This window comes from Novosphingobium rosa NBRC 15208, assembly GCF_001598555.1.
Lineage (GTDB): Bacteria > Pseudomonadota > Alphaproteobacteria > Sphingomonadales > Sphingomonadaceae > Novosphingobium > Novosphingobium rosa.
In genome coordinates, this window is record NZ_BCZE01000039.1 from 1 (window position 1) to 21512 (window position 21512).

General features: G+C 65.4%; 28 protein-coding genes and 1 tRNA gene. 18 read left to right on the forward strand and 11 right to left on the reverse strand.

The features are described from left to right. Positions 1 to 86: 86 nt before the first annotated feature. Positions 87 to 161: transfer RNA gene (locus tag SR3_RS15440), tRNA-Gly, on the reverse strand. Positions 162 to 437: 276 nt separating this feature from the next. Here SR3_RS15440 and SR3_RS15445 point away from each other — a divergent pair. Both SR3_RS15445 and SR3_RS15450 read left to right on the forward strand, forming a co-directional pair. Next, the gene (locus tag SR3_RS15445) at positions 438 to 1337 is read left to right on the forward strand and encodes a tetratricopeptide repeat protein (protein ID WP_068088079.1); all 900 of its coding nucleotides are present in this window, start codon (positions 438 to 440) and stop codon (positions 1335 to 1337) included. A gap of 13 nt (positions 1338 to 1350) precedes the next feature. Next, positions 1351 to 1971 (forward strand): LON peptidase substrate-binding domain-containing protein, encoded by a 621-nt coding sequence (locus SR3_RS15450; RefSeq protein WP_068087892.1) that lies wholly within the window; start codon positions 1351 to 1353, stop codon positions 1969 to 1971. 249 nt (positions 1972 to 2220) lie between these two features. Here SR3_RS15450 and SR3_RS15455 read toward each other — a convergent pair whose 3' ends face one another. The 8 genes from SR3_RS15455 to SR3_RS15490 all read right to left on the reverse strand — a co-directional run bounded on the left by SR3_RS15455 (position 2221) and on the right by SR3_RS15490 (position 8032). After that, on the reverse strand, positions 2221 to 2850 hold the full coding sequence (locus SR3_RS15455; protein WP_068087895.1) for a MarC family protein: 630 nt from the start codon (positions 2848 to 2850) through the stop codon (positions 2221 to 2223). Positions 2851 to 2857: 7 nt separating this feature from the next. Further along, complete coding sequence (locus tag SR3_RS15460; protein ID WP_068087898.1) at positions 2858 to 3697, reverse strand: hypothetical protein; 840 nt, start codon at positions 3695 to 3697, stop codon at positions 2858 to 2860. Continuing rightward, the gene (locus SR3_RS15465) at positions 3694 to 3984 is read right to left on the reverse strand and encodes a YggT family protein (RefSeq protein ID WP_068087903.1); all 291 of its coding nucleotides are present in this window, start codon (positions 3982 to 3984) and stop codon (positions 3694 to 3696) included. The genes SR3_RS15460 and SR3_RS15465 overlap by 4 nt, the downstream gene beginning before the upstream one ends. A gap of 407 nt (positions 3985 to 4391) precedes the next feature. Next, the gene (gene argB, locus SR3_RS15470; RefSeq protein ID WP_068087905.1) at positions 4392 to 5321 is read right to left on the reverse strand and encodes an acetylglutamate kinase; all 930 of its coding nucleotides are present in this window, start codon (positions 5319 to 5321) and stop codon (positions 4392 to 4394) included. A gap of 49 nt (positions 5322 to 5370) precedes the next feature. Next, positions 5371 to 6060: a queuosine precursor transporter gene (locus SR3_RS15475; protein ID WP_068087907.1), complete on the reverse strand. Its 690-nt coding sequence runs from the start codon at positions 6058 to 6060 to the stop codon at positions 5371 to 5373. Between the two features lie 336 nt (positions 6061 to 6396). Beyond that, positions 6397 to 7062, reverse strand: a complete 666-nt coding sequence (gene gmk, locus SR3_RS15480) for a guanylate kinase (RefSeq protein ID WP_068087908.1) — start codon at positions 7060 to 7062, stop codon at positions 6397 to 6399. Between the two features lie 54 nt (positions 7063 to 7116). Next, a complete protein-coding gene (locus tag SR3_RS15485; protein WP_068087909.1) occupies positions 7117 to 7524 on the reverse strand; it encodes a hypothetical protein in 408 nt (135 codons plus the stop codon). Positions 7525 to 7537: 13 nt separating this feature from the next. Next, entirely contained in the window at positions 7538 to 8032 is a 495-nt protein-coding gene (locus SR3_RS15490) for an SspB family protein (protein WP_068087912.1), read from the reverse strand. 188 nt (positions 8033 to 8220) lie between these two features. On the opposite strand from SR3_RS15490, the gene hisB reads away from it, so the two are divergent. The 15 genes from hisB (at position 8221) to SR3_RS31355 (ending at position 18551) form a co-directional block, all read left to right on the forward strand. Continuing rightward, the gene (gene hisB / locus SR3_RS15495) at positions 8221 to 8829 is read left to right on the forward strand and encodes an imidazoleglycerol-phosphate dehydratase HisB (protein ID WP_068087915.1); all 609 of its coding nucleotides are present in this window, start codon (positions 8221 to 8223) and stop codon (positions 8827 to 8829) included. Further along, the gene (locus SR3_RS15500; protein ID WP_068087917.1) at positions 8830 to 9120 is read left to right on the forward strand and encodes a YciI family protein; all 291 of its coding nucleotides are present in this window, start codon (positions 8830 to 8832) and stop codon (positions 9118 to 9120) included. Then, positions 9117 to 9731 carry an imidazole glycerol phosphate synthase subunit HisH gene (hisH, locus tag SR3_RS15505; RefSeq protein WP_068087922.1) on the forward strand — a complete coding sequence of 205 codons (615 nt, stop codon included), beginning with the start codon at positions 9117 to 9119 and terminating at the stop codon, positions 9729 to 9731. The genes SR3_RS15500 and hisH overlap by 4 nt, the downstream gene beginning before the upstream one ends. A 234-nt stretch (positions 9732 to 9965) precedes the next feature. Beyond that, positions 9966 to 10697 (forward strand): 1-(5-phosphoribosyl)-5-[(5-phosphoribosylamino)methylideneamino]imidazole-4-carboxamide isomerase, encoded by a 732-nt coding sequence (gene hisA / locus SR3_RS15510; RefSeq protein ID WP_068087926.1) that lies wholly within the window; start codon positions 9966 to 9968, stop codon positions 10695 to 10697. A 229-nt stretch (positions 10698 to 10926) separates the two neighbouring features. Further along, a complete protein-coding gene (gene hisF / locus SR3_RS15515) occupies positions 10927 to 11688 on the forward strand; it encodes an imidazole glycerol phosphate synthase subunit HisF (RefSeq protein WP_068087928.1) in 762 nt (253 codons plus the stop codon). Between the two features lie 32 nt (positions 11689 to 11720). After that, complete coding sequence (locus tag SR3_RS15520; RefSeq protein WP_068087930.1) at positions 11721 to 12083, forward strand: phosphoribosyl-ATP diphosphatase; 363 nt, start codon at positions 11721 to 11723, stop codon at positions 12081 to 12083. Between the two features lie 11 nt (positions 12084 to 12094). Continuing rightward, the gene (locus SR3_RS15525; protein ID WP_068087935.1) at positions 12095 to 12469 is read left to right on the forward strand and encodes a histidine triad nucleotide-binding protein; all 375 of its coding nucleotides are present in this window, start codon (positions 12095 to 12097) and stop codon (positions 12467 to 12469) included. Between the two features lie 103 nt (positions 12470 to 12572). After that, positions 12573 to 13082: a YbgC/FadM family acyl-CoA thioesterase gene (locus tag SR3_RS15530; protein ID WP_068087937.1), complete on the forward strand. Its 510-nt coding sequence runs from the start codon at positions 12573 to 12575 to the stop codon at positions 13080 to 13082. Positions 13083 to 13094: 12 nt separating this feature from the next. Then, entirely contained in the window at positions 13095 to 13805 is a 711-nt protein-coding gene (gene tolQ / locus SR3_RS15535; RefSeq protein WP_068087939.1) for a protein TolQ, read from the forward strand. 251 nt (positions 13806 to 14056) lie between these two features. Further along, positions 14057 to 14530: an ExbD/TolR family protein gene (locus SR3_RS15540; RefSeq protein ID WP_068087942.1), complete on the forward strand. Its 474-nt coding sequence runs from the start codon at positions 14057 to 14059 to the stop codon at positions 14528 to 14530. A 6-nt stretch (positions 14531 to 14536) separates the two neighbouring features. Continuing rightward, a complete protein-coding gene (locus tag SR3_RS15545) occupies positions 14537 to 15493 on the forward strand; it encodes an energy transducer TonB (protein ID WP_068087945.1) in 957 nt (318 codons plus the stop codon). Between the two features lie 8 nt (positions 15494 to 15501). Beyond that, entirely contained in the window at positions 15502 to 16902 is a 1401-nt protein-coding gene (gene tolB, locus SR3_RS15550) for a Tol-Pal system beta propeller repeat protein TolB (protein WP_084455622.1), read from the forward strand. A gap of 61 nt (positions 16903 to 16963) precedes the next feature. Next, on the forward strand, positions 16964 to 17503 hold the full coding sequence (gene pal / locus SR3_RS15555) for a peptidoglycan-associated lipoprotein Pal (RefSeq protein WP_407668165.1): 540 nt from the start codon (positions 16964 to 16966) through the stop codon (positions 17501 to 17503). Positions 17504 to 17856: 353 nt separating this feature from the next. Further along, a complete protein-coding gene (locus tag SR3_RS15560; RefSeq protein WP_068087953.1) occupies positions 17857 to 18399 on the forward strand; it encodes a J domain-containing protein in 543 nt (180 codons plus the stop codon). Further along, positions 18396 to 18551, forward strand: coding sequence for a hypothetical protein (locus tag SR3_RS31355; RefSeq protein WP_157098882.1), 156 nt, complete (start codon positions 18396 to 18398; stop codon positions 18549 to 18551). The genes SR3_RS15560 and SR3_RS31355 overlap by 4 nt, the downstream gene beginning before the upstream one ends. A gap of 143 nt (positions 18552 to 18694) precedes the next feature. Here SR3_RS31355 and infC read toward each other — a convergent pair whose 3' ends face one another. Continuing rightward, positions 18695 to 19213 (reverse strand): translation initiation factor IF-3, encoded by a 519-nt coding sequence (gene infC, locus SR3_RS15565; protein WP_068087956.1) that lies wholly within the window; start codon positions 19211 to 19213, stop codon positions 18695 to 18697. Between the two features lie 217 nt (positions 19214 to 19430). Next, positions 19431 to 20150: a ligase-associated DNA damage response endonuclease PdeM gene (gene pdeM, locus SR3_RS15570; protein WP_068087959.1), complete on the reverse strand. Its 720-nt coding sequence runs from the start codon at positions 20148 to 20150 to the stop codon at positions 19431 to 19433. Between the two features lie 79 nt (positions 20151 to 20229). Between pdeM and hemF the strand changes: the two genes are divergently transcribed. Then, positions 20230 to 21093, forward strand: a complete 864-nt coding sequence (hemF, locus tag SR3_RS15575; protein WP_068087962.1) for an oxygen-dependent coproporphyrinogen oxidase — start codon at positions 20230 to 20232, stop codon at positions 21091 to 21093. The last annotated feature ends 419 nt before the right edge of the window (positions 21094 to 21512 follow it).

Below are 21512 nucleotides of genomic sequence, written 5' to 3' on the forward strand. Positions count from 1 at the left end.
CGACCCCAACCTTGGCAAGGTTGTGCTCTACCCCTGAGCTACGCCCGCTCGGGCTTTGATGATGCGGATGCACCATCGGGTGAAACTGGAGCGGGCGAAGGGATTCGAACCCTCGACCCCAACCTTGGCAAGGTTGTGCTCTACCCCTGAGCTACGCCCGCTCGAACGTTTCAGCGACTGTGTTTTTCAAGACACCGTCGCGGGGTGAGGCGGCCCTCTAACCGGCATGGTCTGACTCGGCAAGAGAAAAATTACAGGAAAATATCCGCGCCTGTGGAAAGCCTGTGCACATCTCGCTTGCGCAGCCCATACCCCTTGCGCGCGTTAATTCACTTCCCATCTTCGCCCAAAGCCCGGCATAAGGGCGCGAGACATCAAGACAGGGCGCGCGGGAAAAATCCCCGCCCGGCAGGAATATGGAGCAGCATGTGGCAAGTCTGGGCCTGAACATCGAGGAAACCAAGGCGGTCGAACGCTTCCGCAACGCCATTGTCGAACCCTCGATGACCAATCTGGTCATTCTGGATTTCTGGGCCGAATGGTGCGGCCCCTGCAAGCAGCTGACGCCGGTGCTGGAAAAGGTCGCCGCCGAATACGCCGACAAGGGTGTGATTCTGGCCAAGGTCAATGTCGATGAGGAACGCTTCATCGCAGATCAGTTCCGCATCCAGTCGATCCCCACCGTCTATGCCATGTTCCAGGGGCAGCCGGTGGCCGACCTGACCCAGGCCCGCACCGAATCGCAGGTGAAGGCCTTGCTCGACAAGCTGCTGGCGCAATTGCCGATCCAGCCGGGCGGAGAAGCCGCCCCCGATATCGCCCCGCTGCTCGCCCTTGGTGAGGAAGCGCTGGAAGAGGGCGATGCCGAGCGTGCCGGTTCGATCTTCATCCAGATTCTGGAAGTGGCGCCCGACAGCGCTTCGGCTCATGCGGGCCTGATCCGCTCGCTGATCGCCATGGGCCAGATCGAGGAGGCCGAGGGCGTTCTCGAACAGCTGCCCGAAGGCGCCGACAAGGATCCCGCCATCGAACGTGCCCGCGCCGCCCTGACGCTGGCCAGGGACAAGCCCGAGGACGGTGAACTCGCAGCCCTGCGCGCCGTCCATGAGGCCGACCCCGCCGAGCCCGAGGCCGCGCTCGCCTATGCCAATGGCGCCTTCGCCGCGGGTCAGCGCGATGCCGCCGCCGATACGTTGCTGGCCATGATCGCCGCCGATCGCGGCTGGAACGATGGCGCCGCCCGCGCCAAGCTGCTCCAGATCTTCGAGGCGATCGGGCTGGAAGATCCATGGGTCTCGGCCACCCGCCGCCGCCTCTCGACCGTGCTGTTCGGCTGATCCGGCAGGGGCGATGGCGAGGCTTTCCATCTTTCCTCTGGCCGGGGCGATCCTCTATCCCGGCCTCACCCTGCCGCTCCACATCTTCGAGCCGCGCTATTGCGCGCTGGTCAGCGATTGCCTCGCCCGTGATCGCCGCATCGGCATGATCCAGCCGCGCGAGGATGCTCCCCCATCGCGGACCCATCCTCCCCTGTTCGGGATGGGCTGCGTGGGCCATATCGGTGACGTGGAAACGCTGGAAGGCGGGCGCTTCAACATCGTCCTCGAAGGCGTCTCACGCTTCCGCCTGCTGCACGAACTGGAAGTGAAGACCCCCTTCCGCCAGATCGAGGCCGAGCTGATCGAGGAAGAGGACTGCCGCGCACTTGCCCCGGTGGAACGCGCGCTGTTCGAGCGCGAGGCTCGCGATTTCGCTCGCGTCCATGGCTATCGCGTGGATTGGGAGCAGGTCTCGCGGCTGGACGATACGTCGCTGATCAATGGCGTGGCGCAGATCGCGCCCTTTGATGCGGCGTCCAAGCAGGCGCTGCTGGAGGCTTCGGATGTGCCCGAGCGGTGCGCTTTGCTGGTGCAGTTGATGCAGTTCTATGGGCGCCGCGATGGGGACGATCATCGGGCGACGTTGCAGTAGGGATTAAAAAGGACAATGCGAGGGCCATCGCCCTCGCGCTCCCTTTCATGTCCGCGTTGCGCACAACCTATCTGCGGGGCACGCCTTCATGGCGCCGCAGGCAGAAAAGATGGTGGCGCTCCGCTGGCAATCTTGCGCAATCCAAGATGATTGCCTGCGGCGCGGCAAACCATGCGCAAGGCTGAACCCAAAGCGCCTACGCCGACAACTAAAGGGAGCGCGAGGGCGATGGCCCTCGCATCTTCCTTCTTAAACCCCCAAAATCGCCCCACGCACCCCATCGATCACATACTGCACCGCCAGAGCGCCCAGCAGCACCCCGAGAACGCGCGTCACCACGGCCTCCACGCGGCTGCCCAGCAGGTTCATCAGCGGATGCGCGGCCAGCAGCGCCAGCAAGGACAGCACCAGCACGCTGCCCAGCGCCGCCAGCACCACCAGCGAGCTGGCGCGGTCCGTGGCGTGGCCCATCATCAGCATGACCGTGGCGATGGAGCCCGGACCCGCCAGCATCGGCATGGCCATGGGGAAGACGGAGATGTCCTCGTGGGGTTCGGGTGTGTGTTTCACCTTCTCGACGCGTTCCTCGCGGCGCTGGGTGCGCTTTTCGAAGACCATTTCCAGCGCGATAAGGAACAGCATCAGCCCGCCCGCGATGCGGAAGGCGTTGAGTTCGATGTGCAGCGCCGCCAGCAGCGCCTTGCCGAACAGGGCGAAGACGATGAGGATCACCGTGGCGATCAGGCTGGCGCGCAGGGCTGTGGCGCGGGCGTGGGCCGGGGTGTAGCCGGCGGTCAGCCCTGCGAAGATGGGCGCGCAGCCCACGGGGTCGATCACCACGAAAAGCGTGGCGAAGGTGGAGATGAACAGGTCGAGCATGCGGGCGTTACTGCCCGTTTGCGGCCCCCGGCGCAACGGTGCGGTTCAGCACTTCGGTGCGCTTGCCGTCGAGCAGCAGGTGGATCGTCAGATGGCGCGTGCCGTCGGGATCGAATTTGGTGGCCCAGCTGAGCGTCCGGTCCTTCGCGAGGCCGATCAGATAGTCGGGCATATGGTTGGTTTCGCCCTTCACATCGACGTGGACGGGGCGGCTGCCGGGCGCAATGGGCTTGACCTCGACCGGGCCGGTGGCGCTCCCGTCCGGCGTGAGGTTCGGCCCGACGGTCACTTCGGGCGCGGGGGCCTGACCGCGTGCGCGGGGCACGCAATCGGCGACCTTGCCCTCGATGAAGTCGAAATCGGGCGCGGCGGCGTCAGGGGCGCTCTGGTCCAGCACCCATTTGTAGTCGCCCTTCTTGGGCTGGCGCTGCCACAGGGTGAGATACCAGCCATGGGTCGCGCCGTTCTCGAACAGGCCTTCCTCGGCGGCGATGGAGCCGTCGCAGCTCATCCAGACGTGATGCGTGCGGCGATGGGCGGCAGGGGCGAAGCTGGCGGGCGGCTCAGCGCCCTTGCTCTTGATAAAGCCCTGGGCGCGTGGGGTGGCGGTGCCGATCAGGATCTGGCCATCGGGCGCGGCATAAGTGTGCGTACCCTCGGCCCAGCCCTTGTCCGCCGCGCGGCGGTTCCAGGCGATGGCGGACGCGACGATCTCGCTCACCTGCGCATAGCCGCCCAGCGCGGAGACCGGCTGCGGGCCCTTCGGTTTGGGTCTGGCGACCAGCGGGGCCGCCAGCAGCGCCGTGATGGCGAAAGCGGCTGACAGCCGGAGCGCAGAGCCCCTCACTGGATGGCGCGCGACGTGTGGCTCAGCACGATGCCCGCGATGTTGATCAGCACGATCAGCGCCATGGGCGAAAGGTCCAGCGGGCGCGTATCGGGCAGCACGCGGCGGATGGGGGCCAGCAAGGGCTCGAACAACGCGGACAGGCCGCGCCACACTGCCGCCACCAGCTGGTTGTGAAGGTTCACCACGTTGAAGCTGATCAGCAGGCCCAGCACCAGATAGACGATCAGCAGGGTGCTCATCAGATCCAGAACATAAGCGATGATATCGAGCAGGGTAAGCAACATGGGGGATCCTGTGCCGTGGTAAGCCCGCGATGATTAGCCGAGGGGACGGGAAAGGGGAAGTGGTTTAGGTGAGTGGGACAGGGAGAAGGATAAGGGAGGAAAGTGAACGAAATGCGAGGGCGGATTCTTTGATGGTCGCATCTCTCAAGAGAGATGCTCCGGACCCTCGCGCTCCCATAACGTCTTCCGGCGATAGGGCAGTGGTGCCGTATCGGTGCGCGCAGCCTCTCTACCTGCGCCAGCCAGGGCGCCGCAGGCATTGAATGGTAGAATGATGGGGGCAGGGAATGTCTCGCCTGCGGCGCCGCGATGTTGCTCTGCGGCTGAACCCGAAGCGCCAAGGCTGACAAAACATGGGAGCGCGAGGGTGTAACACCCTCGCATCTAACCTTTTTCTTCTAAAGCCCTTAGGCCTTGCGAATCAAAGTCCCCGCCCCGCGCGAGGTGAAGAACTCCAGCAGCATCGCATGCGGCACGCGGCCATCCAGCACGACAGCCGCCTCGCAGCCCGCTTCCACGGCCAGGGTGCAGGTCTGCAGCTTGGGGATCATGCCGCCGCTGATGGTGCCGTCCTGCTCCAGCGCGAGGATGTCGCTGGGGGTCAGGTCGGTGAGGAGGTTCTTGTCCTTGTCCAGCACGCCGGGCACGTCGGTCAGCAGGAACAGGCGCGCGGCGCCGATGGCGGCGGCGATGCTGCCGGCCATGGTGTCGGCATTGATGTTGTAGGTCTCGCCATCGTGGCCCACGGCGATGGGGGCGATCACCGGGATCAGCCCCGCGCCCGAAAGGGTTTCAAGCACCGAGGTGTCGATCGTCTCGGGCTCACCCACGAAGCCGAGGTCCACCACCAGCGCCTCGCCGCCCTCGGGGTCTTCGATGACCTTGCCCTTCTTCTGGGCGATGACCTTGCGCGCGGTGACCATGGCGCCGTCCTTGCCGGAAATGCCGACGGCCTTGCCGCCCGCCTTGCCGATCCAGCTGACCAGCTCCTTGTTGATCGCGCCGGAGAGGACCATTTCGGCCACTTCGGCGGTGGCCTTGTCGGTCACGCGCAGGCCGTTGACGAATTGCGATTCGATGCCGAGTGCCTTGAGCATCCGCCCGATCTGCGGGCCGCCGCCATGGACGACCACCGGGTTGATGCCCACGGCCTTGAGCAGCACGATGTCCTCGGCGAAGTCCTGCGCCAGCGCCGGGTCGCCCATGGCGTGGCCGCCGTATTTCACCACGAAGGTGCGGCCTTCGTAACGCTTGAGGTAAGGCAGCGCCTCGATCAGCGTTTCGGCCTTGGCCAGCAGTGTATCGAGCGACAGCGGGGTGGCGGGTGCATCAGACATGGGGCGGGGCCTTAATGTGAATTCGTGACGAAAGGAAGACCGTGAGGGCTCAGCGGCGGTCCAGCCAGCGGCCCAGTGCGACGAAGACATAGATGAGCGGCGGCACCATGATGGTGGAGAGCGTCAGCTTGGAGATGATCTGCCCGGTCATCAGCGCGCCCAGCGGCAGGGGATGGCCCGTGGCGCTGTCCAGCACGCCGTAGAAGCTGATGGTGATGAAGATCACCGTATCGACCACCTGGCTGAGCATCGAGGCGATCCACGCCCGCAGCCACAGCAGCTGCGAGGTGCGCCCGCCCGCCGCCAGTCGCGAGAACACCGCGACGTTCAGCGTCTGCGAGGTGCCGTAGGAAACCAGCCCGGCCAGCTGCATCCGCGCGCCCTGGCCCAGCAGGCGGGCAAAGGCGTCCTGATCGTGCCAGAAGGGCGCGGGCGGCACGACGTTGATCACCGTCACCAGCAGGATCATGGACACGATCAGCGGCACGAAGCCGAAGCGCACCAGTCGGTTGGCGGTTTGGGGGCCGTGCAGCTCGGCCGTGGCCGAGCCCAGCACGACCAGTAGCAGGAAGGCGAAAATCCCGGACTCCACCGCCAGATCGCCCAGCACCGGCCAGTGGCCAAGGCTGGCGATCTTGGTGCCAAGCACCCCTGCCAGCACGCAAAGGCCGCCGTAGAGCAGGGCTCCGGCGAAAAGGGACAGGGGGATGTTGGAGGAGGAGGTCGGCTGGGTCTGCATTGGCAGGCTTTAGCGACAGATGCGCCGCGCGGGAAGAGGGCGCTTTGCGAGGTGTGTTCAAGAAGGAGAAGAGGCAGAAGGGAAAGAGAAAAATGCGAGGGCCATCGCCCTCGCGCTCCCTTTAACTGTCAGCGTTGCGTGCCGGTTCGGCCTTGTGCGCAGTTTGCCGCGCCGCAGGCAGGAAGCAATGAGGTCAGCGCCGGATCAGGGATGTGAAAGCCTGCGGCGCCCCAGGCTGCGCAGGTGGAGAGCCGGGACGCAAGGATCGGGCGCCACTGCCCACGAGCCGGAAGACGTTATGGGAGCGCGAGGGGGTAACCCCCTCGCATCTTCTTTTTATTCCTCGTCTTCTTCCTTCAACAACTCCCGCACGAAGGGAATCAGCCCCGTCTGGCGCACGCGCTTCAGGCGTTCCGCGCACAGGATCTGGCGCACTTCCTGCAGACAGGCGTCGAAATCCTCGTTCACGACCACGTAGTCGTAGGAATCCCAGTGCGAGATCTCCGCCCGCGCCCGCGCCATGCGGCTGGCGATGACCTTCTCGCTGTCCGTCCCGCGACCGACAAGGCGGCGCTGCAACTCGTCGAGGCTGGGCGGCAGGATGAAGACGCGCACCACATCGGTGCCGGCCTTTTGCGAGAGCTGCTGCGTGCCCTGCCAGTCGATGTCGAAAAGGAAATCGCGGCCCTGTTTCAGCGCCTCGCGGATGGCGGCCTTGGGGGTGCCGTAGCTCTTCCCGAAGACATGCGCCCATTCGTAGAACTCGTTTTCTTCCGCCATGCGGTCGAATTCGGGCTGGGAGACGAAGTAGTAATCCTTGCCGTCCACCTCGCCGGGGCGGGGCGCGCGGGTGGTGGCGGAGATGGAGGGGCTGATTTCGTCGTCGCTCTCAAGGATGGCGCGCGCGATGCTGGTCTTGCCCGCGCCCGAGGGGCTGGAGAGGATGAACATCAGACCGCGCCGGTGCAGGCGGTCGCCGGTGTGGGGATGTGTTTCGGCCATGCATGCTGATGGCAAAGCCGCGCGCGCGGATCAAGAGGGCAAAAGCCCGGGCGATCAATCCGCTTTTTTCACCGGCAGGGGCGAAAGCAGGGCGCTGTCGAACTCTTTTTCGCGCATTTTGGCCGCCGCTTCGGCCTCATGCTCTTTCTTCTTGTCGTAGAGGTGCTTGGCCAGCAGGGCGCCGCCCACCACGATGGCGCCGGGCACCGAGCGGGTGGCGATGCGCGTCAGCGCGGCGCCCACCAGCTTGCGCGGCAGGGAAAGGCCGCCCTTTTTGCCGATCTGCGTTTCCAGCAAAACCGCCTCGATCGCCTCGCCGGCGATGCGGCGATGGCCCTTGCGCAGCTGGTCGGCGGCGCGGGTGGCGATCGGGTTTCCGGTCAGCGCCGCAGCTGCCGTGGGGAGGACGGCCAAAGGCAGCTTTGAAAGCGGGAATTTCGACAAAGAGGGCAGCTTGGGCATCGGTGCAAGATCCTTACTTCTTGCGACCGAAATCCACGGTGACGACGTTTGATCCATCCTCGCTGGTGGCGACGGGCGCGCCATCGGGCGAATCATTCTCCGCCTCATCATGCGGCTCGGGGTCGAGATCGGGCACGCTGGCCTGGAACTGCAGGCCGAAATCCACCGCCGGATCAACGAAAGCCGTGATCGCCGCGAAGGGAATCGTCAGCTTGGAGGGGATCTGGTTGAAGCTGAGGCCCACCGAGAAATGGTCATGCGCCACCGTCAGATCCCAGAACTTGTTCTGGAGGACGATGGTCATCTCATCGGGGAAGCGGGCGTGCAGGTGCTGGGGAATGTCCACCCCGGGCGCGCCCGTCTTGAAGGTGATGTAGAAATGGTGGCTGCCCGGCAGATAGCCGCCGCTGTCTGCCACCTGGCCCAGCACGCGGCCAACGACGGCACGCAGCGCCTCCTGCACGATCTCGTCATAGGGGATCAGGCTGTCGGGGGTATGGTCGGTCATGCGCTTTCGTTGGCCTGTGGGGCGGATCGGGTCAAGGGGGGTCTTGACGTCCGGCGGACAGATTACGCCTCTTGCGATGACGCGGCAATTGGAAACGCGCGGCTACCCAGTATGTTCCGACCCAAATCTCCGTTTTTGCCCCTGCGGACTTTCTGGACATTGCGGCGCTCGCGCGTATAGGGGGCGCCATGCGCACCGCCACCATCGCCCGCAAGACCCATGAAACCGACATTTTCGTCGAGATTAACCTCGACGGTACGGGGCAGTTCGATGTCTCGACCGGGATTGGTTTCCTCGATCATATGGTCGAGCAGCTCTCGCGCCATTCGCTGATCGACATGACGGTGAAGATCAAGGGCGACCTGCATGTGGACCAGCACCACACCACGGAAGATTGCGCCATCGCCATCGGCCAGGCCGTGAGCAAGGCGCTGGCCGACAAGGCGGGCATCGCGCGCTATGGCCAGGTCTATTCGCCGATGGACGAGGCGCTGGCCCGTGTGGCGCTGGACATTTCCGGCCGCCCCTGGCTGGTGTGGAAGGCCGCCTTCACCCAGACCCGCCTTGGCGAGATGGACACCGAGCTGTTCGAGCACTGGTTCCACTCCTTCGCTCAGGCCGCGGGCATCACGCTGCATTGCGAGCTGCTCTATGGCCAGAACAACCACCACATCATCGAGGGCCTGTTCAAGGGCCTGGCCCGCGCGCTGCGTCAGGCGGTGGAGCTGGACCCCCGCAAGGGCGGCGCCGTGCCCAGCACCAAGGGGCTGCTGGGCGATGGATCTCTGGAGGCTTGAATGTTCATCTGCGTTCTGACCTACACCGCATCGCCCGAGGATGTCGCCGCCCTGCGCCCCGCGCATCTGGACTTCCTGAAAGAGCAGCATGAGGCCGGGCATTTCATCGGCTGGGGCCGTCAGGCCTCCGGTCAGGGCGGGGTTGTGTTCGCCAAGGGCGATGACCGCGCGGTGATCGAGGCGCTGGCCGCCACCGATCCCTACATCAAGGGCAAGGTCGCCACGGTCGAAGTGATCGAGATGAACGTGGCCTTCCTCTCGCCCGATTTCGTGAGCGACGTGACGGCATGACGCTGGCGCTGATCGATTATGGCGCGGGCAACCTCCATTCGGTGGCCAATGCTCTGAAAGCGGCGGGCGCGACGGACGTGGCCATTACCGCCGATCCAGACGTGGTGGCCAAGGCCGACCGCGTGGTGCTGCCCGGCGTGGGCAGCTTCAAGGCCTGCGCCGAGGGCCTGAACGCCATCGACGGTCTGGTTCAGGCGATGGAAGCCCGCGTGCTGACCGATAAAGTGCCCTTCCTCGGCATTTGCGTCGGCATGCAGCTGCTGGCCACGCGCGGCGTGGAGCATGGCATCACGCAGGGGCTCGGCTGGATTCCCGGAGAGGTTCGCCTGCTGGAGCCCGCCGATGCTTCGATCAAGATTCCCCATATGGGCTGGAACGATGTGATCGTGGCACCGGGCGCGCCTCTGGTGGCGGGCGGCGAGGGCTATTTCCTCCATTCCTATCACTTCGTGCCCGAGGATGAGGCCCATGTGCTGGCCCGCACCGCGCATGGGGTGCCCGTGGTGGCCGCTGTCGGTCGCGACAACATCGTGGGCGCGCAGTTTCACCCGGAAAAGAGCCAGAAGTTCGGGCTGGATCTGTTGACGCGGTTTCTGGACTGGCAGGGGTAAGAAAAGGGATAGATGCGAGGGCCATCGCCCTCGCGCTCCCTTTAATGTCTACGTTGCGCCTCGGGTTCGGCCCCGCGCAAAGATTGCAGCGCCGCAGGCTTTAGGGCCGCTGCGCGGCGGGGAGTTTGAACGCGAGGGATCGGGCGCTGCCGCCCTCTCGCCGGAAGACGTAATGGGGTGAAGGGGCGCGGGCGTCCCTTCGATAATTCTTTTCTTGATAGGGCCTAGAAACCAATGATCGTTTTCCCCGCCATCGACCTGAAAGCCGGCCAGGTCGTCCGCCTGGCCGAGGGCGATATGAACCGCGCGACCGTTTATGGCGACAACCCTGCCGCCCAAGCACAGATTTTCGCCAAGGCCGGAAGCCAGTTCCTCCATGTGGTGGACCTCGACGGCTCCTTCGCGGGCCGCGCCGAGAACCGCGAGGCCGTGGAAGGCATCCTCCAGAGCTTCGAGGGCCATGTGCAGCTGGGCGGCGGCATCCGCACGCGTGAGGCGGTGGCGGGCTGGTTCGATCTGGGCGTTTCCCGCGTGGTGATGGGCACCGCCGCGCTGAAGGATCCGCAGTTCGTCAAGGACATGGCCAAGGAGTTCCCCGGCGGCATCGTGGTGGCGGTGGACGCCCGCGACGGCTTCGTGGCCACCGAGGGCTGGGCGGAAGTCTCGGACGTGTCCGTGGTGGACCTCGCCCGCCGTTTCGAGGACGCGGGCGTCGCCAGCCTGTTGTTCACCGACATCGGCCGCGATGGGCTGCTGAAGGGCGCCAACATCGAGGCGACCGTCGATCTGGCGCGCCGCGTGGACATTCCCGTGATCGCCAGCGGCGGGGTGAAGGGGCTGGATGATATTCGCATGCTCTCGCTCCACGCGCATGAGGGGATCGAGGGGGTGATTACCGGTCGCGCTCTGTTCGAGGGGCGGCTGGATCTGGCGGCGGCGATCGCGATGGCGCAGAAGGAAGGTTGAAGAAGGGATAGATGCGAGGGCCATCACCCTCGCGCTCCCTTTAGTGTCTGCGTTGCGCATCGGGTTCAGCCGCAGGGCAACCTTGCAGCGCCGCAGGCTTTAAGGCCGCTGCGCGGCAGGGAGTTTATGCGAGAGGCTGTGGCTAAACCGCCCTTTCGCCGGAAGACGTAACGGGGGTGCAGGGGGTGTAACACCCCCTGCTTCATCCCTTCTAACTTTGGAAAACCGCATGTCCGTTCGCATCCGTGTCATTCCCTGCCTTGATGTCCGCGATGGCCGCGTGGTGAAGGGCGTGAACTTCGTCGATCTCATCGATGCGGGCGATCCGGTGGAGCAGGCCCGCGCCTATGACGCGGCGGGCGCGGACGAACTCTGCTTCCTCGACATCAGCGCCAGCCATGAGGGGCGCGGTACGCTGCTCGACGTGGTGCGCCGCACGGCGGAGGTGTGCTTCATGCCGCTGACGGTCGGCGGCGGCGTGCGCAGCGCCGAGGATGCGCGCGCCCTGCTGCTGGCGGGGGCGGACAAGGTGGCGGTGAACTCCGCCGCCGTCAGCCGGCCCGAGGTCGTCAGCGATATTGCCGAGAAGTTCGGCAGCCAGTGCATTGTGGCCTCTGTCGATGCGCGTCAGGTCGAACCGGGCCGCTGGGAAATCTTCACCCATGGCGGCCGCAAGGCCACCGGCATCGATGCTCTGGAACATGCCATCAAGCTGGCCGAACTGGGCGCGGGCGAACTGCTCGTCACCAGCATGGATGGCGACGGCACGCAGAACGGCTACGATCTGGCGCTGACCCGCACCATCGCCGATGCCGTCAGCGTGCCGGTGATCGCCAGCGGGGGCGTGGGCAATCTGGATCATCTGGTGGCGGGCGTCACGCAGGGCCATGCCAGCGCGGTGCTGGCGGCCAGCATCTTCCACTTCGGCAAGCACACCATTGCCGAGGCGCATGAGGCTCTTCGCGCCGCCGGTCTGCCCGCGCGGGCTTGACCTGAGCGCGCCATCAACGCATCGCAGGGCCCATGGAACAGACACCTGACATCGGCGCCACGCTGGAACGCCTTGAGGCGACCATCGCCGCGCGCCGCAGCGCCGATCCCGAGACCAGTTATGTCGCGAAGCTCAACGCCAAGGGGCTGAAGAAGATCGCGCAGAAGCTGGGCGAGGAGGGCGTGGAAACCGTCATCGCCGCTCTGGCCGAAGATGACGCCGCGCTCACCGGAGAGGCCGCCGATCTGATCTTCCACCTGATCGTGCTGCTTCAGGCACGCGGGCTGGGTCTGGCCGATGTCTGCGCCGTGCTGGACCAGCGCGAAGGCATCGGCGGGCTTCAGGAAAAAGCCGCCAGAGGCGGCGGGCCGGAAAAAGCCGCCCGCACCCAATAAGGAGCCCAAGCATGCCCATCGACGCAAGGCTGCCCTATGACGAGGCCAACATCTTCGCGAAAATCCTGCGCGGGGAGATCCCCTGCAAGAAGGTCTACGAAGACGATGTCGCGCTGGCCTTCCATGATATCGCCCCCAAGGCGCCGATCCATGTGCTGGTCATCCCCAAGGGCCCCTATGTCAGCTGGGACGATTTTTCCGCTCATGCCCCTGACGCTTTGATCGCCGGTTTCATCCGCGCGGTGGGCACGGTGGCGCGCCAGTTCGATCTGGTAGAGCCGGGCTATCGGCTGCTCGCCAACATCGGCCCGGATGGTGGGCAGGAAGTGCCGCATCTGCATGTTCACCTCTTTGGTGGCGCGCCTTTGGGGCCGATGCTGGCCTGAAACGGCCTCCAAACGCTAAAAATCGCGGTAAAATTAAGGTAAATGAACCGAGGGTGCGGCTCGGCCTTGCCCTGCCGCCCCGCGCCGGGCTAGAGCCCGAAGGATGACGCTTCAGGCAGCCCCCCCTGTCTTTCCGGCCACCCTCCCTCAACCGTCCAGCGGACTGGTGAGCAAGGGCGCGCATTATTTCGCCGTGCGCGCCTATTATGAGGATACGGACCTGTCGGGCGTGGTCTATCACGCCAACTACCTGCGCTGGTTCGAACGTGCCCGCTCGGACCTGCTGCGCCTGCTCGGCATTGACCAGCGCGCGGCGGTGGAAACGGGCGAGGGCGCCTATGCCGTCACCGAGATCGCCATCCGCTATGCCCGCCCCGCGCGGCTCGACGACGATGTGCTGATCGAGACCCGCGTGGAGGATCTGGGCGCGGCTTCCTGTCGCATGTGTCAGTCAGCGTTCAGAAATGGTGATCTACTGGCCTCGGCGCAACTGCGGGTGGGATTCGTCAGCCCCCAGGGGCGGCCACGGCGTCAACCGGCGGCATGGCGTGCCGCTTTCGAGGACTTTCTGGCGGGGCGCGTTCCGCCGTCGGGCATCAAGGATGAGGCTTGAACAATGAGTGTGATGACGTTGCTCGCGCTGGGCGCCGCCGGTCTTGATGGCGCCCCCGACCATCTGGACCCCGTGCGTCTGTTCATGGACGCCGACCCGGTGGTGAAGGGCGTGCTGGGCGCGCTGGCTCTGGCCAGCCTGTGGGTCTGGACGATCATCATCACCTTCTCGATGCGCGTCGCCACCCTCAAGCGCAAGACCGAGGCTTACGAGGCCGAATTCTGGAAAGCCCGCGATCTGGAAGCTTTCCAGAAGGGCGCGCAGGGCCAGAAGGCAGATCTGCCCGCCGCCAAGGTGGTGGCCGCCGCGCTTTCCGAATGGCGCCGCTCGGTCACCGGCAAGGTGGACCGCGAGGCCGCGCGCGGTCGTCTGGCCAGCGCGATGGACAGCGTCGTCGCCGCCGAGAGCGAGGATCTGGCCGACCGTCTGAACTTCCTGGCCACCGTCGGTTCGGTGGCGCCCTTCGTCGGCCTGTTCGGCACGGTGTGGGGCATCATGAACAGCTTCTTCCAGATCGGCCAGCAGCAGAATTCATCATTGGCGGTGGTGGCTCCGGGCATTTCGGAAGCGCTGTTCGCCACGGCGGTGGGGCTGTTCGCGGCCATTCCGGCGGTGATCGCCTACAACCGCTTTTCGCATAAGGTGAACGGGTTTGAATCGAAGCTGCAGCGTTTCGCCGACCGCTTCCATGGGAGCCTGAGCCGGGAACTGGATCAGCTGTGATTCAGGCAGTTCAGAAAAAGAGAAGGCTTGAGGGCGTTACGCCCTCAAACTCCCATTACGTCTCCCGACGCATGGACAGTGGCATCCGAACGGAGCGCCAACGTCCCACCGCCGGAGGCAATCATTCCCTGCGGGACAGGGAGGTTGTACGCAGCCTTTCGGCCACCCGTACCCTTGCGTCGGAAGACGTAACGGGGGTGCAGGGGGCAATGGCCCCCTGCGTCATCCCTTCCTTCCTGGGAGCCTGAACCATGGCGATGGGCATCCACAAATTCTCGCGCGGCGGGCGTCGTGGTCGCGGCAATCGTTCGCCGATGGCGGAGATCAACGTCACGCCGCTGGTGGACGTGATGCTGGTGCTGCTGATCATTTTCATGGTCACCGCGCCCTTGCTCAAGGCGGGCATCCCGATCCAGCTGCCGGACAGCCACGCCAAGCCGCTTGACCAGACGCCCAAGCAGGTGACGATCAGCATGGACCGTGAGGGCACCGTGTTCATCGATGACGCGGAGGTGTCGCCGGGCGAACTGTCGGACCGTCTGGCCAATCTGCCCAAGGACGCTGACGGCAAGGAGCCGCTGGTGGTGCTGCGCGCCGACAAGGGGCTCGATTATGGCCGGGTGATCGGCCTGATGGGCGATCTGAACCATGCCGGGGTCACCTCGATCTCGCTGGTGACGGTGTCGGCGGGCGATCCCGGCGCGCCTGCCAAGCGCGGGAACTGACGGCCGATGGCAACGAAGATGCGCAAGAGCGAGATGGGGGGGCTGGCGGTCGCGCTGGTCGGCCATGTCGCGCTTGTGTGGGTGCTGGCGATGTCGTGGCACGGCAAGGTGCCGCCGCCGCCCCCGCGCATGACGGTGACGCTGAGCGATAACGTTGGTCTTCAATCGGAGGCGCCCAGCCATGAGCAGGCCGCCGCCGATGTGGCGCCCACGCTGGGGCAGGCCCAGCCCGAGGAGCAGGCCGCGCCGGTCCAGCCCGCGCCTGAGCCGGTGAAGCCGGTGCCGGTTCCCAAACCGGAACCCAGGCCCGAGCCGAAGCCTCAGCCCCGGCCCGAGCCGGTGAAGCCGCAGCCGAAGCCCGAACCCAAGCCGGTGCCCAAGCCCGAGCCCCATAAACCCCAGCCCAAGCCCGCGCCGCACAAGCCCGAGCCGGTCAAGCAGGCGCCCAGCAAGGCCAAGCCGCAGGACGATCCGGTGGGCCGCGCCATCGCTGCGCGTGAGGGCAAGGCCAACACCAAGGGTAGCAAGGATGCCAAGCCCAGCGAGAAGCCAGCAGGCGGCAGCCGCCTTGGCGCGGACTTCCTGAAGGGCCTCGCGCCGCAGGGCAATGGCAAGGCGCAGACCCCGCCGGCGGCCAACATCGGGCCGGGTGTGCGGGCCGGTTTGGCCAGCGCGATCTCGCGCGCGCTCAAGCCCAATTGGCGCGTGCCTCAGGGCGTCGATACCGACGAGCTGGTGACGATCCTCTCCTTCGATCTCAACCGGGACGGCTCGCTGGCCGGGCCGGTGCGGGTGGTGAGCCAGACCGGCATCACCGACAGCAACAAGACTCAGGCCCATATCCATGCGGAAAATGCCGTTCGTGCGGTGAAACTGGCTGCACCCTTTGCTTTGCCGCCGGAGTATTATGATGCATGGAAGCATGTGGCATCCTTCCGCTTCGACAGGAATCTGGCACAATGAAGACTTCGATGAAGGCCCTGTTGATGGCCGCAGGCATGAGCGCGGTGCTGGTTGGCGCCGCGGCAGACGCGCAGCAGATTGCTCCGGCCTCGATCCTGCCGCCGCCGCAGATCCAGCAGAAGCCCGCCGATACGGGCGGCCTGACCGGTTCGGTGTCCGACGATTCGGCCTGGGTCGATCTGGGCATCGACATTCCCAGCTTCGCCACCCCCGCCGATGTGCCCACGCAGGCCAGCGCGGGCGGCACCGCTGCCCTGGGTCGCGCCATTGCGGACGTGATCACGGCGGATCTCAAGAACAATGGCCTGTTCAAGCCCATCGGCCCGGCCAAGCTGCCGGCCATCGGCATGGGCGATGTGACCCAGCCCGACTTCCCCGGCTGGAGTTCGCGTGGGGCCGAAATGCTGGTGCATGGCAGTGTGCGCGCGGGGAGCGACGGCTCGCTGATGGTCTCCTGCTACCTCTATGATGTGCGGCTGCAGCAGCAGCTGACCAAGGCGGCCTGGACCTTCACGGCGGGCGACTGGCGCCGCGCGGCGCACAAATGCTCGGACGTGATCTATTCGCGCCTCTCGGGCGAGAGCCCCTTCTTCGACAGCCGCATCGCCTATATCGCCGAGACCGGCCCCAAGGACCACCGCATGAAGCGGCTGGCGATCATGGACAGCGATGGCGCCAACCACCGCTTCATCACCACGGGCCAGGCGATGGCGCTGACGCCGCGTTTCTCGCCCGATTACAAGAAGATCCTCTACCTGTCCTATCTCAACGGACGGCCCCGCATCTACATCTATGACATCGCCTCCTCCAGCCAGCGGCTGGTGGCGGAGACCGGCAATCCCACCTTCGCTCCGCGCTGGTCGCCCGATGGCAAATGGATTCTCTATTCGATGGCGGTGGCGGGCAACACCAACATCTATCGCATCTCGGCTTCGGGCGGCTCCAGCCAGAAGCTGACCGACACGCCCGGCATCAATGTCGGCGGCAGCTACTCGCCCGACGGCAACCGCATCGTCTTCGAAAGCGATCGCGGCGGCAGCCAGCAGATCTATGTGATGAACGCCGATGGCAGCAACCAGCATCGCATCAGCTTCTTCGGCGGCAAGGCGGCCACTCCCGAGTGGAGCCCGCGCGGCGATCAGATCGCCTTCACCCGCATCGGCGGGGGCGGTTTCGGCATTGCGGTCACCGATCCCAACGGTTCGGGCGCGCGCACGCTGACTCACGGCTGGCAGGATGAAGCGCCCACCTGGGCGCCCAACGGCCGCATCATCCAGTTCTTCCGTTCAGAGCGCGGCGCCGCCGGGCGTTCTTCGCTGTGGCAGGTCGATCTGACCGGCAGCCATGAGCGCCGCCTGCCCACGCCCGTCGACGGGTCGGACCCCAGCTGGGGCCCCATTCGCCAGTAAGTTTCCCCCAACTTCCCGGGAAGGAATCGGCCTTCCCGTCTTCCAAGCAGAGGAGTCTCATATGTTCTCCAAGCTCCCTACCGCTGCCAAGGGAATGGTCCCCGGCGCGATGGTCTTGACCCTGGGTCTGGCGCTGGCCGCCTGCGGCCACAAGCCGCCCAAGACCCTGCCGCCCGAGCCGGCCCCCGCCGTCTCGCAGGCCACGCCGCCCCCGCCCACCAACCAGGGCCCCGTCCCCGGCAGCGCGGCTGACTTCGTGGCGCAGATGATGGGCAAGGACACCATCCACTTCGCGCTCGACAAGTACAGCGTCGATCCCGGCGAGACGCCCGCCCTGCAGGCTCAGGCCCAGTGGCTGATGCGCTATCCGTCGAAGAAGGCCACCATCGAGGGCCACTGCGACGAGCGCGGCACCCGCGAATACAACCTCGCCCTGGGCGAGCGCCGCGCCACCGCCGCGAAGAACTACCTCGTCTCGCTGGGCGTCGATGCCTCGCGCCTGACGACGATCTCCTACGGCAAGGAACGCCCGATCGACACCGCGTCGACCGAGGAAGCCTATGCCCGCAACCGCCGCGCGGTGACTGTCGCTATCGACTGATCCCGCCGCTCTGGTTGGAAGAACACCCCGCTGGCCGGTTGGCTGGCGGGGTTTTCTTTTGGGTTTCGGGAAGGGGAAAAGCGAGGGCCATCGCCCTCGCGCTCCCTTTAATGTCCGCCTTGCGCCAGGGGTTCGGCCTTGCGTCCGGTTTGCCGCGCCGCAGGCAAGGATCAAAGCCTGCGGCGCGGCGATGCTGGCGCAAGGCTTCAGACATCGCTGTCCTCTCGCCGGGAGACGTAAAGGGAGCGCGAGGGCGATGGCCCTCGCATCTTTCTATCCTTCTGCCTTGCCCCTTAACCTTCTTCCACCCGAATCCTTGCGCCCAACCCCGAATCCCCCCACAATGGCAGACTATGAACCGCGCACGTCGATCAAATGACTGGGGCTTTCCGCGCTGGCGGGGCTATGAGGCTGGGCGCGAGGCGGCGCAGATCCGCCTGTGCGACCGTGCGGGCTGCACAGAGCCCGGCAATTGCCCGGCCCCCAAGTCGCCCAACAATCCGGACCGCTGGTATTTCTGCCAGCAGCATGCTGCCGAGTACAATTCGGGCTGGGACTATTTCGCCGGTCTGGACGCCGAAGAGGCCGCCAGCCGCGAGCATGCCGAGCAGCAGACTCACAGCGGCTATCGTGAGAGCGCCTATTACGGCTGGGCCGGATCGGGCGATGGTACGCGCAGCCGCGATGAGCTGAAGGCGCTGGAGGTGCTGGGGCTGGACCCTGACGCCGATTTCGAGGCGGTGCGCAAGGCGTGGCGGACCAAGGCCAAGGCCGTGCATCCCGATGTGCGCCCCAACGATGCCGAGGCGGCCAAGGCCTTCATGGGCCTTCAGGCGGCCTATGAGGTGCTGCGCGTCGCTGAGGAGCAGCGCAGCTGGAAGGGCGCCGGGGTGTGAGGCGCTCCATCGCCATCCATGCGATGGCGATGGCTTTGGTGGTTGCGCCGGTTGCGCATGCCGATAGCGAAGCGTCGGCGTCGCCCGAAGAAACCTTCGTTTATGAAAATGAGGCGCTGGGGCTGGGCGATCTGCTTCAGCCCAGGGGATAGGGCGTGGCAGCAACGCAGCCTGCCCGATGCCAACAAAAAGGCGCCGCATCCCTACGGGGAGCGGCGCCTCTTCGTAGACTTGAACCGTCTGCCGGATTGGCCGGAGACGGCCGCAGGCGGAACGAGGTTCCTGTCTTATACGCTTATTTCGGCGAAACCACCATCAGCATCTGGCGGCCTTCCATGCGCGGATAGGCCTCCACCTTGGCGATCTCGGCGATGTCTTCCTGCACGCGGCGCAGCAGGTTCATGCCCAGCTGCTGGTGCGAAAGCTCACGACCGCGGAAACGCAGCGTCACCTTGACCTTGTCGCCTTCCTCGATGAAGCGATGCATCGCCTTCATCTTGGTTTCGTAGTCATGGTCATCGATGTTGGGACGCATCTTGATCTCTTTGATCTCCTGCGTCTTTTGCGTCTTGCGGGCGAGATTCGCCTTCTTCTGCGCCTCGTAGCGGAACTTGCCGACATCAAGGAACTTGCAGACCGGCGGATCGGCGTTGGGCGACACTTCGACCAGGTCGAGCCCGACCTCGAAGGCCTGCGCAATCGCGTCGCGGGTGTTCAGCACGCCAAGGTTTTCACCTTCGCCGTCGATCACGCGCACCTTGGGCGACTGGATAAATTCGTTAAAGCGTGGCCCGCTTTTAACGGGGGGCGCCATACTGCGCCGGGGTGGGGGAGCTATAGTCTTCTCTCCTGTGGTAGCCGATACAAGAACGGGCGACACCAGAGCGCACCCCCGTCCGGGCCGAACACAAAGTGTCGAAGCCGTATCGGGAGTGCGCTCTGGTGCCGCGCGAACCTGCATGCTCTTTAAAGCGATTCCTGCAGGCGGCAAAGCGATATTTTCCGCTTATCGGCCCTGAAAATCGGGTTTTTCAGGGCAGGGGAAAGCGCAACACCTTGCCGCTGGCCGTCACCAGCGCTTCCAGCTTGCGTTCGGGCGCCAGAGCCTCGCGGATCGGCGGGGCAGCGGCGTCCAAACCGCCGGTCAGCGTGCCATGGGCGGGCAGGATCATGCGGTTGCCTGCAACCACGGCGCAGGGGCGGGAGATCATCCGCCCCTGCAGCCGTAAACGCAGCTTCGGATGAAAATGGCCTGAGAGTTCAGGGCCTTGCGTGCCGGGCTGGGCGATATGGCGCAGGGCGATGCCGCGCACGGTCAGCTCTTCGGCCACGGTGCCGGGCAGGGGACTGTCCGCCAGTCCCTCATCGTGATTGCCGGTGATCCACAGGATCTCGGCCTGGCGCGCCAAAGCCGCCAGCAGATCCGCCGCCCCCGATTCGAGCCGCACCGGCCCCTGCGAGTCGTGGAAGCTGTCGCCCAGCGCATAGATCCGCCGCGCGCCGGTTGCGGCCTGCGCGGCGCTCAGGCGCTCCAGCGTTTCGCGGCTGTCGTAAGGGGGCAGGAACTGGCCATGCTGGGCATACCAGCTGGCCTTTTCCAGATGGAGGTCCGCCACCACCAGCGCCTGCTCCTGCGCCCACCACAGCGCGCGGCAGGGCGACAGCCGCCACTCGCTCCCGGCAAAGGCGAAAGGCGCGCCGAAGTCGCTCGCATCGCAGGCAGCATCGGAGGGAACAGAAGGGGAAAGCATGGCTCACCCTTGCCGCGCGGCGCGGGGGATGGCAAGCGACTGTCGCCGAGTTGAAACACGATGCCCATGGGATAGAACGATGACCGACTGGACCGCCCACACGCAACAGGCCCGCGCCTGGTTTGAAAGCCTGCGCGACGCGATCTGCGGCGCCTTCGAGGCGATCGAGCACGAGGCCGGATCGGACGCCTCTTTCGAGTACACCCCATGGCAACGCGCCGCTCACCACGATGAAGATGGCGACACCGGCGGCGGCGTGCGCGGCCTGATGAAGGGCAAAATCTTCGAGAAAGTGGGGGTGAACGTCTCCACCGTCCACGGCACCTTCTCGCCCAACTTTGCCTCCAGCATCAATGGCGCCAGTGTCGATCAGCCCGGCTTCACCGCCACCGGCATCAGCCTTGTCGCCCATATGGCCAACCCGCATGTGCCCGCCGTTCATATGAACACGCGCTTCCTCACCACCACCAAGGCATGGTTCGGCGGCGGCGCGGATCTTAACCCCCCCATCCCCTATGAGGACGACACGCAAGCCTTCCACGAGGCCTTCAAATCCGCTTGCGATGCCCATGAACCTGGTGACTACGACCGCTTCAAGGCCTGGGCCGACGACTATTTCTACATCCCCCATCGCGGCGTGCATCGCGGCGTGGGCGGGATTTTCTACGATCACCTCGATTGCGCCGATCAGGTGGCATGGGACGCCAACTTCGCCTTCACCAAGGCCGTGGGGGAGACCTTCCTTGATATTTTCCCGCAGATCGTGCGGCGGCGCATGGCGGCAGCCTACACGCCCGCCGAGAAACAGACTCAGCTGGAATGGCGCGGTCGCTATGCGGAGTTCAATCTAGTTTACGACCGGGGCACGACCTTCGGCCTGAAAACCGGCGGGAATGTCGAGGCGATCCTGATGAGCCTGCCGCCTGAAGCCGCCTGGAGCTGAAGAAGGTAAAGAGGACATGCGAGGGTCATAACCCTCGCGCCCCCTTTACTGTCTGCCTCAGCGCCTCGGGTTCGGCCTTGCGCCCGGTTTGCCGCGCCGCAGGCAGGGATAACAAGCCTGCGGCGCGGCAAGGTGGCGCAGGTGGAGAGGCGGGGCGCTACAATTCGGCGCCACGCCCCATCGTCGGGAGACGGCATGGGAGCGCGAGGGAGCGTTTTTGTTGGTCGCATGTCTCAAGAGACATGCTCCGGGCCCCTCGCATTTCCTCTTTAATCCCTGGCTCAAACCCCTTGTCACCAAACTGCCGCAAAAAGCCCTCTGGCGCTTTGGCATTTGCTTGATTACATGGGCCGCCACGAATCGACACGGGCTTGCAGCCCCATGCAGGCCCCACGCAAAGCGGGACAACGCATAGTGGC

Coding starts and splice junctions, on each gene's coding strand:
- tolB (WP_084455622.1), top strand. CDS start 15,502: ATGAAGGCCCTGTTGATGGCCGCAGGCATGAGCGCGGTGCTGGTTGGC.
- SR3_RS15540 (WP_068087942.1), top strand. CDS start 14,057: ATGGCGATGGGCATCCACAAATTCTCGCGCGGCGGGCGTCGTGGTCGC.
- hisB (WP_068087915.1), top strand. CDS start 8,221: ATGCGCACCGCCACCATCGCCCGCAAGACCCATGAAACCGACATTTTC.
- gmk (WP_068087908.1), bottom strand. CDS start 7,062: ATGGCCGAAACACATCCCCACACCGGCGACCGCCTGCACCGGCGCGGT.
- infC (WP_068087956.1), bottom strand. CDS start 19,213: ATGGCGCCCCCCGTTAAAAGCGGGCCACGCTTTAACGAATTTATCCAG.
- SR3_RS15530 (WP_068087937.1), top strand. CDS start 12,573: ATGACGCTTCAGGCAGCCCCCCCTGTCTTTCCGGCCACCCTCCCTCAA.
- SR3_RS15450 (WP_068087892.1), top strand. CDS start 1,351: ATGGCGAGGCTTTCCATCTTTCCTCTGGCCGGGGCGATCCTCTATCCC.
- SR3_RS15520 (WP_068087930.1), top strand. CDS start 11,721: ATGGAACAGACACCTGACATCGGCGCCACGCTGGAACGCCTTGAGGCG.
- hisH (WP_068087922.1), top strand. CDS start 9,117: ATGACGCTGGCGCTGATCGATTATGGCGCGGGCAACCTCCATTCGGTG.
- SR3_RS15500 (WP_068087917.1), top strand. CDS start 8,830: ATGTTCATCTGCGTTCTGACCTACACCGCATCGCCCGAGGATGTCGCC.
- hisF (WP_068087928.1), top strand. CDS start 10,927: ATGTCCGTTCGCATCCGTGTCATTCCCTGCCTTGATGTCCGCGATGGC.
- hemF (WP_068087962.1), top strand. CDS start 20,230: ATGACCGACTGGACCGCCCACACGCAACAGGCCCGCGCCTGGTTTGAA.
- SR3_RS15465 (WP_068087903.1), bottom strand. CDS start 3,984: ATGTTGCTTACCCTGCTCGATATCATCGCTTATGTTCTGGATCTGATG.
- SR3_RS15455 (WP_068087895.1), bottom strand. CDS start 2,850: ATGCTCGACCTGTTCATCTCCACCTTCGCCACGCTTTTCGTGGTGATC.
- SR3_RS15490 (WP_068087912.1), bottom strand. CDS start 8,032: ATGACCGACCATACCCCCGACAGCCTGATCCCCTATGACGAGATCGTG.
- SR3_RS15485 (WP_068087909.1), bottom strand. CDS start 7,524: ATGCCCAAGCTGCCCTCTTTGTCGAAATTCCCGCTTTCAAAGCTGCCT.
- SR3_RS15525 (WP_068087935.1), top strand. CDS start 12,095: ATGCCCATCGACGCAAGGCTGCCCTATGACGAGGCCAACATCTTCGCG.
- SR3_RS15545 (WP_068087945.1), top strand. CDS start 14,537: ATGGCAACGAAGATGCGCAAGAGCGAGATGGGGGGGCTGGCGGTCGCG.
- SR3_RS15475 (WP_068087907.1), bottom strand. CDS start 6,060: ATGCAGACCCAGCCGACCTCCTCCTCCAACATCCCCCTGTCCCTTTTC.
- pal (WP_407668165.1), top strand. CDS start 16,964: ATGTTCTCCAAGCTCCCTACCGCTGCCAAGGGAATGGTCCCCGGCGCG.
- hisA (WP_068087926.1), top strand. CDS start 9,966: ATGATCGTTTTCCCCGCCATCGACCTGAAAGCCGGCCAGGTCGTCCGC.
- tolQ (WP_068087939.1), top strand. CDS start 13,095: ATGACGTTGCTCGCGCTGGGCGCCGCCGGTCTTGATGGCGCCCCCGAC.
- pdeM (WP_068087959.1), bottom strand. CDS start 20,150: ATGCTTTCCCCTTCTGTTCCCTCCGATGCTGCCTGCGATGCGAGCGAC.
- SR3_RS15560 (WP_068087953.1), top strand. CDS start 17,857: ATGAACCGCGCACGTCGATCAAATGACTGGGGCTTTCCGCGCTGGCGG.
- argB (WP_068087905.1), bottom strand. CDS start 5,321: ATGTCTGATGCACCCGCCACCCCGCTGTCGCTCGATACACTGCTGGCC.